Origin of the sequence: Rathayibacter sp. Leaf185 (assembly GCF_001423885.1) — a bacterium.
In the GTDB taxonomy this organism is placed as follows: Bacteria; Actinomycetota; Actinomycetes; order Actinomycetales; family Microbacteriaceae; genus Rathayibacter.
Genome location: NZ_LMPP01000001.1, coordinates 482,018 through 494,744, shown reverse-complemented (window position 1 = coordinate 494,744; position 12,727 = coordinate 482,018). Strand labels below are relative to the sequence as shown.

Genomic DNA, 12,727 nt, shown 5'->3' with positions numbered 1-12,727 from the left:
GTAGGACCGCGCGCGCCCGCCACCGCAAGCCTCCTCGTGACTGGACGGCACCCGTTTAGGGTGGGAGCATGACCGTCCCGACGCCTCTGATCGGCCGGACCGAGGCGCCCGGGCTGCACGTGATGACGTACAACATCCGGCGGAGGATGCCGCGGCTCACCTCGCGCTCGGTCGACCTGTGGGATCGCCGCCGTCCACTGATCCGCCGCCTGCTCGAGGCCGAGCAGCCCTCGATCCTCGCCGTCCAGGAGGCGCTGCCCGACCAGGCCGCGTTCGTGCACGAGTCGCTCGGAGCGTCGTTCGAGGGGATGGGCTTCGGCCGCGACGCCGATCGGGGCGGCGAGCGCGTGATGCTGTACGTCGATCGCCGCCGGTTCGCCGTGCGCGACTGGTCGCAGATCGCCCTGTCCGACACGCCGGATGTCGCCGGCTCGCGCAGCTGGGGCAACCGCATCCCGCGCACGGCCGTGATCGCCGAGCTCACCGACTACGGCACCAACCGCGATCTGACCGTCGTCGCCACCCACTTCGACCACCTCTCGCGGCGCTCGCGGCTGCGCTCGGCCGAGCTGCTCGCCGAGCGGGTGCTCGCACTGGGCCGGCCCGCGATCGTGATGGGTGACGCGAACACCGACGCCGGGACGGCTCCGTACCGCGCGCTCCTCGACCGGGCCGGACTCGCCGACTCGTGGGTCGTCGCGGGCCGCCACCTCACCCCCTCCTGGGGCACCTACTCGAACTACCGCCCGCCGAAGCCGGGACGCCGCATCGACTGGCTCGTCCAGAGCGCGAGTGCGTTCGAGGTCGTCGCCACGGGGATCAACGCGGTCCGCTACGACGGAGCGGCCGCCTCCGATCACGAGCCGGTCCAGGCGCTGCTGCGCTTCACCTCATCGTGAGGGGCGTCGTCCTCGTTGAGACGTTCCTCGCTCCGCCGCGCACGCGGGGCGAGTGGTTCGCCGACGGGGTGCGGATGGCCGGCGTCGCGAGCATGGTGGCGGCCGGGATCGGCTGGGGCTTCGTCGACGTGATGGTCTTCGCCCTCGCGGCGATCGGGCTCGTGATCCCGCGCTTCCTCGGGATCCGCCCCGCGCTCGACGCGGCGTTCGGCGTCGCGCTGCTGGTCGCCTCCTGGAGCAGCGTGCTCGATCTGTACCAGGCGTGGGCGTCATGGGATCTCGTCGTGCACTTCGTGCTGAACGGGCTGGTCGCGGCGGTGGCGTACATCGTCGCGGCGCGCGCCGGGGTCGTGACCGCGGTCGTCGGCGACCGGGGCCCGCTCGCTCCGGCGATCGTGCTCTGCGCCTGCTTCGGGACGACGGCGGGCGTGCTGTGGGAGTGGGGCGAGTGGGCGGGGCACCGCTTCGTCGACGCGTCGATCTTCGTCGGCTACGAGGACACCCTCGGCGACCTCGCCGCGGGCGCAGCGGGCTCGCTGCTGGCCGGCGCGCTGATGCGCTTCTGGTCGGCGAAGTCCCGCGTCGCGGCGCGCGAGCACGCCTCTGCTTGACCCGCCGCCGTCCTATCGCGGCAAAGATATGAGCATTCGGAGACAGGGGCGGCTTTTGCGTGCGCTCGACGGCGATATAGGCTGATACGTAATATGAATCGGCCCGTCGAAGGAGACAGCGTGCGCACCGTCCAGTACAGGAGAGACCGCAGCTTCGCGGTGGCCGAGGAGCCCCGCTATGCTCCGGCGCCCGGATCCGTCGAGATCGAGGTCGGCTTCGTCGGCCTCTGCGGCACCGATCTGCACATCTTCCACGGCTCGATGGACGGCCGCGTCGCCCAGGACGCCGTCATCGGTCATGAGATGAGCGGCACGATCTCGGCCCTCGGCGAGGGCGTCGACGGCTGGGCGGTCGGCGACCGCGTCACCGTGATGCCGCTCGACTGGGACGGCACCTGCCCCGCCTGCCTCGCGGGCAACGAGCACATCTGCCAGAACCTCGACTTCATCGGGATCGACTCGCCCGGCGCGCTGCAGCAGTACTGGAGCGTGCCCGCCCGCACGCTCGTGCGCCTCCCCAAGGGGCTGCGCCTCGACCACGCCGCGCTCGTCGAGCCGGTCGCCGTCTCGGTCCACGATGTGCGCCGCTCGGGTCTCGTGCCCGGCGAGAAGGCCGTCGTCATCGGCGGAGGACCGATCGGCGTCCTCATCGCCACCACCGCCCGCGAGTTCGGCGGCGACGTGGTCGTCATCGAGCTCGACGCCACCCGCCGCGCCGCCGTCGCCGAGCTCGGCTTCGAGGTGCTCGACCCGCGGGCCGTCGACCAGGTCGAGTGGGTCGACAGCTGGACGGGCGGCGCCGGCGCCGACGTGGTGTTCGAGGTCTCGGGAGCGGCGGCCGCCGTCCTCGGCGCCACCTCGCTCGCCCGAGTCCGCGGCCGCGTCGTCGTGGTCGCCATCCACCCCGAGCCGCGCCCGATCGACCTGCAGCGCGTGTTCTGGCGCGAGCTCACCCTGATCGGCGCGCGCGTCTACGAGCGCCCGGACTTCGAGACCGCCGTCGAGCTCGTCGCGCGCGGCGTCGTGCCCGCCGAGCTCCTGATCACCCGCATCGAGCCTCTCGACGCGGTGCAGGAGGCGTTCACCGCCCTCGATGACGGCCAGGCGATGAAGATCCTGATCGACGTCTCCGGAACGAGCGCCTGATGAGCGGCCCGTTCGACCTCACCGGCCGCCTCGCCGTCGTCACCGGGGCGCGGAGGGGGATCGGCCTCGCGATGGCCGAGTCGCTCGCGCGCGCCGGAGCCGACGTCGTCGGGGTCAGCGCCGCGATGACGCCCGACGGGGGAGAGGTCGGCGAGCGGGTGCGCGCCGCGGGGCGGGAGTTCACCGGCCTCGCCTGCGACTTCGCCGACCGCGAGGCGACCCTCGCCCTCGGCGCCGCCCTGAACGGCCTCGACCGGCCGATCGACGTCCTCCTGAACAACGCCGGCACCATCGAGCGCGTGCCCGCCGCCGATCACCCGCTCGAGCTCTGGGACCGTGTGCTCGAGGTCAACCTCTCGGGCCCGTTCGCGCTCACCCAGGCGCTGGCGGGGCCGATGCTCGCCCGCGGCCGGGGCTCGATCGTGTTCACCGCGTCGCTGCTGAGCTTCCAGGGCGGCATCACCGTCCCGGGCTACACGGCCTCGAAGTCGGCGGTCGCGGGGCTGGTCAAGGCGCTCTCGAACGAGTGGTCGGCGCGCGGCGTGCGCGTGAACGCGATCGCTCCCGGGTACATCGCGACCGACAACACCGCGGCGCTGCAGGGCGACGCCGATCGCTCGCGGTCGATCCTCGAGCGCATCCCCGCCGGACGGTGGGGGGCTGCGGAGGATCTCGGCGGCGCGGCCGTGTTCCTCGCGAGCGACGCCTCCGCCTACGTCACGGGCATCACGCTGCCGGTCGACGGAGGGTGGCTCGGCCGGTGAGCGACGCGACGATCGACGCGCTGGCCCGCTCGGGCGTCGTGCCCGTCGTCGTGATCGACGACGCCGAGCGCGCCGACGCGCTGGGTGACGCCCTCGTGGCGGCGGGCGTCGTCGCCGTCGAGGTGACCCTCCGCACCGAGGCGGGGCTGGAGGCGCTGCGGCGCCTCGCCCTCCGCGGTGACCTCGTCGTCGGGGCCGGCACCGTCCTCACGCTCGAGCAGGTCGACCGGGTGGTCGAGGCGGGAGCGCGGTTCGTCGTCAGCCCCGGACTCGACGACGGCCTCGTCGAGCGCTGCCTCGCCCTCGGCGTGCTCCCGCTGCCCGGCATCGCGACGGCGAGCGAGCTCCAGCGCGCGGTGGGCCTCGGGCTCTCGGTGCTCAAGTTCTTCCCGTCCTCGGTGCTGGGCGGCCTGCCCGCACTGGAGGCGCTGGCCGGCCCATTCCCGGGCGTCCGCTTCTTCCCGAGCGGCGGGGTGGGTGTCGAGGAGGCGCGACTGCTGCTCGCGAGTCCGCTCGTGCTCGCGGTCGGCGCCAGCTGGCTCGCGTCGCGGGCCGACATCGCCGCGGGCGACGCCTCCGCGCTCGCGGAGACCGCCCGGGCCGCACTCGAGCGCGTGCGACGTCCCGAGGTCGAGAGCACCGCCGGAACGCCCGTCGAGCCGCGCGTGCCCGCCGGCCCCATCGTCACCCTCGGCGAGACCCTCGCCCTCTTCCACACCCACGGATCGCTCGCGCACGCCGGCAGCGTCGACGTCGGGATCGGCGGCGCGGAGTCGAACGTCGCGATCGCGCTCGTGCGGCTCGGAGCCGAGGCGACCTGGATCGGTGTGCTCGGTGCCGACAGCGCGGGCGAGCGGGTGCTCCGCGAGCTGCGGGGCGAGGGCGTCGACCTGGTCGTCCGCCGCGACGCCGAGGCGCCGACCGCGCTGATGATCAAGGAGCGGCCGACTCCGGCGACCGCCCGCGTCACCTACCACCGGCGCGCCAGCGCGGGCAGCACTCTCCGCCCCGCCGACGTCCCCGCCGATCTCGTCCGCCGCGCCTCCTGCCTGCACGTGACCGGGATCACGCTCGCGCTGTCGGAGTCGGCGCGCGAGGCCGCGCTCGAGGCCGTGCGCCTCGCCGTCGAGGCCGGAGTCCCGGTCTCGTTCGACGTCAACCACCGCCCCACGCTCTGGCGGGGGAGGGACGCCGCCGAGGCCTACCGCGAGGTCGCGCGCGCGGCGACCCTGGTGTTCGCGGGGGAGGACGAGGCGCGGCTGCTGGTCGGCGCCGAGAAGGATGCGCACCGCCTCGACCCGCTCGGTCTCGCCCACGCCCTCGCCGACCTCGGTCCGCGCCACGCCGTCGTGAAGCTCGGCCCGGCCGGCTGCGTCGCGGTGGTCGACGGGGCGGAGCTGCGCCGGGCCGCCCTGCCGATCACGGCGGTCGACACGGTCGGTGCGGGCGACGCCTTCGTCGCCGGGTACCTCGCCGAGTACGTGCAGGGCCTGCCGCCCGAGGACTGCCTCGGGACCGCGGTGACGGTGGGCGCGTTCCAGTGCCTCGCTCCGGGCGACTGGGAGGGCCTGCCGCGGCGCTCCGATCTGGCGCTGCTGACGGCGAGCGAGCCGGTGCAGCGATGACCGCCTCCTTCTGGGGCCGCTCGGGCGACGGCTTCCAGGCGTCGATCCGCGCTCAGGAGGATCTCGGGCTCGACGAGCACTGGATCGGGCTCCCCGAGCTCGAGCACGCCCTCTTCGAGACCGACGTCTGCGTCGACGGCAGCGCCGACCTGGTCCTCGTCCCCGCCGACTGGCTGCCCCGGCTGGCCGAGAGCGGAGCCGTGCGCCCCCTCGACGACCTGCTCGACGACGCACCGATCGACGGCTGGCCCGAGGCGTGGTCGCCCGCGTTCACCGACGTCGTCTCGTTCGACGTGCCGTCGCGCGGCGGCCGCTCGGTCTGGGGGATCCCCTTCCACGACGGCCCTCCGCTGCTGGTCTGGCGCACCGATCTCTACGGGGCGCCCCGCGAGCGCGAGGGCTACCGCTCGGCGACCGGGGACGATCTGGCGCCTCCGCGCAGCTGGGACGAGTTCGACGCCCAGGCGGCCTGGTTCACCCGACCCGACGAGGGGCTCTGGGGCACGGTGCTGGCCGGCGCCCCCGACGGGCACAACAACGTCTACGACTTCGTCACGCAGCTCCGGATACGCGGGGCCGATGTGCTCGACGAGCGCGGATCGGCCGGGTTCGGAGGCGCTCCGGGACTCGCGTCCCTCGCCTGGCTGCGCGATCTCGTGGTCGCCGGCCGCGTGCCTCCGGACGCTCACGGGCTCGACAGCGTCGGCAGCGGCGCGGCCTTCGCCGAGGGGCGGATCGCCGTGATGGTCAACTGGGCGGGCTACGCGCAGCGGGCCCAGGCTCCGGGCAGCGCGGTCGAGGGGAGGGTCGGCGTCGGCATCGCCCCCGCCAGGCCCGACGGCTCACCGCTGCCGGTGGTGAACGCGTTCTGGGCGCTCGCCGTGACGACGGGCGCGCCGGCCCTCGGCGACGCCTGGGCGGCGGTGCGCGAGCTCGCGACGGCCGAGGCCGATGTGCGCACGACGCTGGCGGGCTCCTCCGGAACGCGCCTCGACACCTGGCGCGACCCGCGGGTGCTGGCCGTCTCGGGCACGTCGGCGCTGTTCGAGGAGGCGCACCGCGCCTCCCGCCCGCTGCCGATGGTGCCCGAGCTGCCCGAGCTGGTGCAGGTGCTCAACCGGCTCGTCGACGACGTCGTCTGGAGCGGCGAGGACGCCCCGCCGAGGCTCGCGCGCGCGGTCGAGGAGGCCGATCGCCTCTTGTCTGCTGAATAGGCCTGAACTCGCCACTAGCTTGCGGAAAGTGTCGCTTTGCGTGTTCAATCATCATATCTCTCGCGATCATGGAGGATCCATGCACGGCATCACCACCGTCGGTGACGGCGTTCCCGTCACCGGCCTCGGCCTCGGTACGGCCCAGTTCGGCAACCTGTACCGGCCGACCAGCGACGACGAGGTCGCCGGAGCGTTCGAGGCGAGCTGGGAGGCCGGGGTCCGCTACTTCGACACCGCCCCGCACTACGGACTCGGGCTCAGCGAGCGCCGCCTCGGCGCCCTGCTGCGCGGCCGCCCCCGCAGCGAGTTCACGATCTCGACCAAGGTCGGGCGCCTCCTCGAACCGAACCCCGACCCGCGCGGCGCCGAGCAGCAGGACACCGAGGGCTTCGCCGTCCCCGCCGCGACCGTCCGCCGGCTCGACTACAGCGCCGACGGCGTGAAGCGCTCGCTCGAGGCCAGCCTCGAGCGCCTCGGCCTCGACCGGATCGACATCGTCTACGTCCACGATCCCGACGACTTCGGCGACCAGGTGATCGCGGAGGCGCTCCCCGCGCTGATCGCCCTGCGCGACGAGGGCGTGATCGGCGCGGTCGGCGCCGGCATGAACCAGTCGGCGCTGCCCGCCCGCTTCGTGGCCGAGTGCGACATCGACGTGATCATGCTCGCCGGGCGCTACTCGCTGCTCGAGCAGGACGCGCTCGACGACCTGATGCCCCTCGCCGAGGAGCGCGGGGTCGGGATCGTGATCGCCGGCGTCTACAACTCCGGCCTGCTCTCGCGCGACCGCCCGCCGGCCGACGCGAAGTACGACTACGACTCCGCCCCCGCGGCCCTGATCGCCCGCGCGAACGCGCTGGCCGACATCTGCGAGAGCCACGGGGTCACGCTCCCGGAGGCGGCGCTCGCGTTCCCCTGGCTCCACCCGGCCGTCGTCTCGGTCGTCGTCGGGCAGCGCGACCGCGCCCAGGCCGTCGAGAACGCCCGCCGCGCGTCGGTCGACGTGCCCGAGGCGCTCTGGACCGATCTCGCCCGCGCAGGGCTGCTGCGCCCGGAGGTGCACGGCACCCGGCCGCGCTCCGCGGCCACCACCGCCATCTCGAGAGGACTCACCTCATGACCACGATCACCGCCGTCGACGCCTACGACGTCAGGTTCCCCACCTCGCTCAGCGCCGACGGCAGTGATGCGATGAACAAGGACGGCGACTACTCGGCCGCCTACGTCGTCCTGCGCACCGACGACCCCGAGCTGTCGGGTTTCGGCTTCACCTTCACCATCGGGCGCGGGAACGACCTCTGCGTGGCGGCGGCCCTGCAGCGGGCCGCGCCCCTGATCGGGCGCGACGTCGGCGAGCTCGTCACCGACCTGGGCGGGGTCTACCGCACGCTGCAGAGCGACTCGCAGCTGCGCTGGCTCGGGCCCGACAAGGGCGTCATCCACCTCGCGCTGGCCGCCGTGATGAACGCGGTCTGGGATCTCGCGGCCCGCGTCGCCCGGAAGCCCCTCTGGCGCCTCCTGGTCGAGATGACCCCGGAGGAGCTCGTCGACGCGGCGGATCTGCGCTACCTCTCGGACGCCCTCACGCGCGACGAGGCGCTCGAGCTGCTCCGCGCCAAGGAGCCGACCCGCGCCGTGCGGATCGCCGAGCTCGAGCGCGACGGCTACCCCTGCTACACCACCTCTGCCGGCTGGCTCGGCTACAGCGACGACAAGCTGCGCCGCCTGTGCCAGGAGGCGGTCGACCAGGGCTACCGGCACATCAAGCTCAAGGTCGGCGCCGACCGCGCCGACGACCACCGCCGTCTCGGCATCGCGCGCGAGGTGATCGGCTGGGACGCCGACCTGATGATCGACGCCAACCAGGTCTGGGACGTGCCGGAGGCGATCGAGTGGGTGCAGTCTCTCGCCGAGTTCCGCCCGCTGTGGATCGAGGAGCCGACGAGCCCGGACGACGTGCTCGGGCATGCGGCCGTGCGCCGGGCCGTCGCGCCGATCGGCGTGGCCTCGGGCGAGCACGGGATGAACCGGGTGCTCTTCAAGCAGATGTTCCAGGCCGGCGCGCTCGACTTCTGCCAGCTCGACGCCGCGCGGCTCGGCAGCGTGAACGAGATCGTCGCGGTCTACCTGATGGCGGCGAAGTTCGGGGTCCCCGTCTGCCCGCACGCCGGCGGGGTCGGGCTGTGCGAGCTGGTGCAGCACCTCTCGGTCTTCGACTACGTGGCCGTCTCGGGCAGTCTCGAGGGGCGCGTCACCGAGTTCGTCGACCACCTGCACGAGCACTTCGTCGAGCCGTGCATCGTCGAGGACGGCGCCTACCGCCTGCCCGGAGCGCCGGGCTACAGCGCCGAGATGTTCGAGTCGACCCTCGACGAGTACACGTTCCCCGCCGGCAGCTACTGGGCGGGACGCGCGCATCCGATCGTCACGGCGGCCGTCGAGCCGCTCGAGGAGCACTCGGCCCACGCGACCCGCGTCGGAGTCGCGTGAGCCTCGTCGTCGACGCCCACCAGCACGTCTGGGACAGGACGAAGGCCCGCTACGACTGGCTGGGCCCCGACCTGCCCGAGATCGACCGCTCGATCTTCTTCGACGAGCTCCGCCCGCAGCTGCGGGCCGCGGGAGTCGATGCGACCGTGCTGGTGCAGTCGGCCGACGAGGCCGCCGACACCGACGAGATGCTGCGGGTGGCGGCGGCGAACCCCGAGATCGCGGGCGTCGTGGTGTACGTCCCGCTCGAGCGGCCCCAGGAGGCGCACGACCGCCTCGCCGAGCTGCGGCGCGACCTGCACGTGGTCGGCGTCCGGAACCTGATCCACGACCAGCCCGACCCCGACTGGATCCTCCGGCCCGACGTCGACGAGGGCCTCGGCGTGCTCGAGGCGGCCGGCGTCCCGTTCGACTACGTCGCGGTGCTGCCGCGGCACCTCGCGCACCTGCCGGTCCTGGCGGAGCGCCATCCGCAGCTCTCGATCGTCATCGACCACCTCTCGAAGCCGCCGATCGGGCTCGGCTCCGACGAGCCGTGGCGCTCCCTGATCGCCCGTGCCGCCGAGAATCCGCGCGTCGTCGCGAAGGTCTCCGGCCTCTACTCGGCGACGCGGGACGCCGCCTCGTGGACGACCGGGCAGCTCGTCCCCGTCGTCGAGCACGCCCTCGCGTGCTTCGGCGCCGAGCGGCTGATGTACGGCGGCGACTGGCCCGTGTCGCTCACGGCCGGCGGCTACGCCCGCGTCTGGGCGGCGCTGCACGAGGTGACCGCCGACTGGAGCGAGGCCGACTCGGCCCGCCTCTGGGGCGGCACGGCGCGCGAGTTCTACCGCCTCGACGAGTCGCTCGTCGCGGGGGCCCTCGCCGCCTCGGCGTGAGGCGCTGACGGAGCCGCGCGGGTCGACCCTCGCCGCCGGACGACGACCGCCGTTCCGAGTTGCTCGGAACGGCGGTTCTCGTCCACCGGCGAGGGATCCGCTCTAGTCGCCGAGCCCGAGGAGGTCGATCCGCCGCGGCCGGGTCGCCTCGACCCGCGGAGTCACGCGGAACGAGGCGAGAGTGCCCACGGCGCTCTCGGGCACCTCGATGACGAGGGCGCCCGCCTCCCGCCTCCAGACGACCGGCCCGGCGTGCCCGAGCAGGGCGACGTCGTCGAGCTCGCGGGGGAGCAGGCCGGAGGAGGAGCCGAGCGACGTGATCGACACCGTCGCGCCGACCGGGGCGAGCACCGTCGCGTAGACGTGCCCGCGCGACGCGGTGAAGCGGATGTCCTCCGCCGTGTACGGGGAGCGGTGCGTGTCGGTGAACGCCCCCTCCGTCACCTTCGTCGGGCCCTCGCCCGCGATCAGCCAGGGGCGGGAGCCGTAGATCGCCTCGCCGTTGCGCGACAGCCACGCGCCGATCGTCTCGAGCATCTCGACCTCGGCCGCCGGGATCGTGCCGTCGGCCTTCGGGCCGATGTTGAGCAGCAGGGCGCCGTTCTTGCTGACGATGTCGACCAGGTCGGCGATGAGGTCGTCGGTGCGCTTGTAGTCGTGACCCTCGACGTAGCTCCACGAGTTCTTCGAGACCGAGGTGTCGGTCTGCCAGAAGTCGGCTCGCGTCTCGGCGAGCTGGCCGCGCTCGACGTCGAACACACCGGTGCCGGCGGGGAGGGCGTCGTACTTGTAGTTGACCGCGACCGGGCGGTCCCACTCGAGCGCGCGCGTGTAGTAGTAGGCGAGGAAGGTCCGGAGGTACGGCTCGAAGGCGGGCTGCTCGATCCACCAGTCGAACCAGATCAGCTGCGGACGATAGGAGTCGACCAGCTCGGTCGTGCGCACCAGCCAGTCCTCGAGGAACTCCTTGCTCGGCTGCGACTCCTCGCGCTGGGCCGGCCCGTAGAGGTCGAGGCTCGCGGTCTGCAGGACGTCGCTGTCGAAGGCGGTGCCCCCGTCGAAGAAGAACCAGTGCTCGGCGCGGTGCGACGACGCCCCGAAGACCATCGACTGGGCGCGGACGGCGGAGGCGAGCTCGCCGACCACGTCGCGGCGCGGCCCCATCTCGGTCGCCTTCCAGCGGGTGAACGAGCACTCGTACATCGGGAAGCCGTCGTGGTGCTCGGCGACGGGGACGACGAACTGCGCGCCGGCCCGGCGGAACAGGCGCGCCCACTCCTCCGGATCGAAGCGGTCGGCCGTGAAGGAGGGGATGAAGTCCTTGTAGCCGAACTCCGCCTGGTCGCCGTAGGTCGCGCGGTGGTGCTCGAACTCGGGGGTGCCCTCGCGGTACATGTTCCGCGGGTACCACTCCGACCCGAAGGCCGGCACCGCGTACGGTCCCCAGTGCAGGAAGATCCCGAACTTGCCGTCGACGTACCAGTCGGGCGGAGTGGTCGCGAGCGCCTCCCACGAGGCCTCCAGCGGCCCCTCCTCGATCACTCGAGCGACCTCGGCGAGGCGGGTGCGGTGCAGCGGGCTGTCGAATGTGGTCATCATCGTCCTTCGATCGAGCGGTGGGCGGGCGTTTACTGAATAGATACTATCAATCGTGATGAAAAGGCGCTGAACAGGGCCCAGAATCGCTTGACAGGCGCGTGTGAGGCTCGCACACTGAAGAATCATCTGATCCATTTCGATCAATGACCATCGTTCGCAGGCCCCGCACCGGAGCCCCACGAACACCTCAATGAGGAGGAACAGTGACACGTAGGCATCTCCGGTTCGCGGCCATCGCCGCGGCCCTCGCGCTCTCGCTCTCGGGATGCAGCTCGGCAGGGTCCTCAGGAACCGACGCCGACGGCAACACCACCATCAACTGGTCGGTCTGGGCCGGATCCGAAGTCGAGACCGCGGCCTGGCAGAAGCTGGCCGACATGGTCCACGAGAAGGACCCGACGATCACCGTCAAGCTGACCACCGCGGCATGGCCCGACTACTGGACCAAGCTGCCCACCACCCTCGCGGGCAACGACGCCCCGTGCATCGCCGGCCTCCAGATGGCGCGGGTGCAGCAGTTCGCGAACTACTTCGTCCCGCTCGGCGACCAGCTCGACGCGGCGGGCATCGACACCGCCGACTTCGACCCCTCGATCATCTCCGCGCTGCAGGCCGGCGGCGAGCAGATGGCCATCCCCTACGACCTCGGCCCCTACGTCGTCTTCTACAACAAGGACGCGTTCGCCGCCGCCGGCCTCGAGAACCCGAAGGACGGCTGGACTCTCTCGGAGTTCGAGACGGCCGCGAAGGCGCTCACGAAGGACGGCAAGTACGGCTTCGCGACCACGAACCAGATCGACGCGATGAACCAGTGGGGTCCCACCATCGGCGGCGACCAGGCCGCGACCGAGGACGGCAAGCTCAACCTCACCAGCGCCGGCCAGGAGAAGACGATGGCGTGGTACTCCAGCCTCGTCAACGAGCAGGGCGTCGCCGCCCAGCTGGCCACGGACTCCAGTGACGGATCCCAGTTCCTCGCCGGCAACGCCGCGATGTACGTGACCGGCCCCTGGGACATGATCAACGCGAAGGACCAGGCCAAGTTCGACGTCGGCATCGTCACCGTCCCCACGGGCGATGAGGGCGCGGCCACCGCGATCGGCGGCTCCGGATTCGGCATCACCACCAAGTGCAGCACCCCCGAGGTCGCCGCCAAGGCGCTGGCGATCATCACCGGCACCGACGCCCAGGCCTACCTCGGCACCGAGGGCCGGGCGTTCCCCGCCCGGACCTCCGAGCAGTCGACCTGGTACTCGGCCGCCGTCGACGGAGCTCAGTCCACCCTGGAGGCGTCGCTGAAGACCGGCGTCCCCTACCTCTCCACCCCGACGTGGACGCAGGACGGGTTGAGCTTCTCGCAGGGCTCGATCTCGGTGATCAACGGGCAGACCGACCCGAAGTCGTTCCTCGAGAGCGTCGAGAGCGGCAGCGGCAGCGCAGGCTGACCACGCGGGGCGGGGCGTCGCCGACCGGCGCCCCGCCCCGTCTCGCTGCCCTGCAA

At 72.6% G+C, this 12,727-nt stretch carries 11 protein-coding genes; 10 read left to right on the top strand and 1 reads right to left on the bottom strand.

The window, feature by feature from the left end; translation table 11 throughout:
- Window positions 1–68 precede the first annotated feature (68 nt).
- From ASG06_RS02480 to ASG06_RS02440, 9 genes are all read left to right on the top strand, one after another.
- On the top strand, window positions 69–899 hold the full coding sequence (locus ASG06_RS02480) for an endonuclease/exonuclease/phosphatase family protein (RefSeq protein WP_056038004.1): 831 nt from the start codon (window positions 69–71) through the stop codon (window positions 897–899).
- Window positions 896–1,510, top strand: a complete 615-nt coding sequence (locus ASG06_RS02475) for a hypothetical protein (RefSeq protein WP_056038001.1) — start codon at window positions 896–898, stop codon at window positions 1,508–1,510. Before ASG06_RS02480 ends, ASG06_RS02475 begins: the two co-directional genes overlap by 4 nt.
- Before the next feature lie 120 nt (window positions 1,511–1,630).
- The gene (locus tag ASG06_RS02470) at window positions 1,631–2,656 is read left to right on the top strand and encodes a zinc-dependent alcohol dehydrogenase (RefSeq protein WP_231727589.1); all 1,026 of its coding nucleotides are present in this window, start codon (window positions 1,631–1,633) and stop codon (window positions 2,654–2,656) included.
- The gene (locus tag ASG06_RS02465; RefSeq protein ID WP_056037998.1) at window positions 2,656–3,420 is read left to right on the top strand and encodes an SDR family oxidoreductase; all 765 of its coding nucleotides are present in this window, start codon (window positions 2,656–2,658) and stop codon (window positions 3,418–3,420) included. Before ASG06_RS02470 ends, ASG06_RS02465 begins: the two co-directional genes overlap by 1 nt.
- Entirely contained in the window at window positions 3,417–5,045 is a 1,629-nt protein-coding gene (gene eda / locus ASG06_RS20415; RefSeq protein WP_162238990.1) for a bifunctional 4-hydroxy-2-oxoglutarate aldolase/2-dehydro-3-deoxy-phosphogluconate aldolase, read from the top strand. Before ASG06_RS02465 ends, eda begins: the two co-directional genes overlap by 4 nt.
- On the top strand, window positions 5,042–6,259 hold the full coding sequence (locus ASG06_RS02455) for an extracellular solute-binding protein (protein ID WP_056037994.1): 1,218 nt from the start codon (window positions 5,042–5,044) through the stop codon (window positions 6,257–6,259). Before eda ends, ASG06_RS02455 begins: the two co-directional genes overlap by 4 nt.
- A gap of 79 nt (window positions 6,260–6,338) precedes the next feature.
- The gene (locus ASG06_RS02450) at window positions 6,339–7,379 is read left to right on the top strand and encodes an aldo/keto reductase (RefSeq protein ID WP_056037991.1); all 1,041 of its coding nucleotides are present in this window, start codon (window positions 6,339–6,341) and stop codon (window positions 7,377–7,379) included.
- Window positions 7,376–8,749, top strand: a complete 1,374-nt coding sequence (locus ASG06_RS02445) for an L-fuconate dehydratase (RefSeq protein WP_056037987.1) — start codon at window positions 7,376–7,378, stop codon at window positions 8,747–8,749. The genes ASG06_RS02450 and ASG06_RS02445 overlap by 4 nt, the downstream gene beginning before the upstream one ends.
- On the top strand, window positions 8,746–9,627 hold the full coding sequence (locus ASG06_RS02440) for an amidohydrolase family protein (RefSeq protein ID WP_056037984.1): 882 nt from the start codon (window positions 8,746–8,748) through the stop codon (window positions 9,625–9,627). The genes ASG06_RS02445 and ASG06_RS02440 overlap by 4 nt, the downstream gene beginning before the upstream one ends.
- 102 nt (window positions 9,628–9,729) lie before the next feature.
- On the opposite strand, the gene ASG06_RS02435 is transcribed toward ASG06_RS02440, so the two are convergent.
- Window positions 9,730–11,223: an alpha-L-fucosidase gene (locus ASG06_RS02435; RefSeq protein ID WP_156465828.1), complete on the bottom strand. Its 1,494-nt coding sequence runs from the start codon at window positions 11,221–11,223 to the stop codon at window positions 9,730–9,732.
- Window positions 11,224–11,429: 206 nt separating this feature from the next.
- Between ASG06_RS02435 and ASG06_RS02430 the strand changes: the two genes are divergently transcribed.
- Complete coding sequence (locus ASG06_RS02430; RefSeq protein WP_056037981.1) at window positions 11,430–12,671, top strand: ABC transporter substrate-binding protein; 1,242 nt, start codon at window positions 11,430–11,432, stop codon at window positions 12,669–12,671.
- Window positions 12,672–12,727: the final 56 nt, after the last annotated feature.

Excerpts from the sequence above, each read along its gene's own strand:
- ASG06_RS02450 (WP_056037991.1), top strand. The coding sequence starts at position 6,339 with ATGCACGGCATCACCACCGTCGGTGACGGCGTTCCCGTCACCGGCCTC.
- ASG06_RS02480 (WP_056038004.1), top strand. The coding sequence starts at position 69 with ATGACCGTCCCGACGCCTCTGATCGGCCGGACCGAGGCGCCCGGGCTG.
- ASG06_RS02435 (WP_156465828.1), bottom strand. The coding sequence starts at position 11,223 with ATGACCACATTCGACAGCCCGCTGCACCGCACCCGCCTCGCCGAGGTC.
- ASG06_RS02465 (WP_056037998.1), top strand. The coding sequence starts at position 2,656 with ATGAGCGGCCCGTTCGACCTCACCGGCCGCCTCGCCGTCGTCACCGGG.
- ASG06_RS02455 (WP_056037994.1), top strand. The coding sequence starts at position 5,042 with ATGACCGCCTCCTTCTGGGGCCGCTCGGGCGACGGCTTCCAGGCGTCG.
- ASG06_RS02445 (WP_056037987.1), top strand. The coding sequence starts at position 7,376 with ATGACCACGATCACCGCCGTCGACGCCTACGACGTCAGGTTCCCCACC.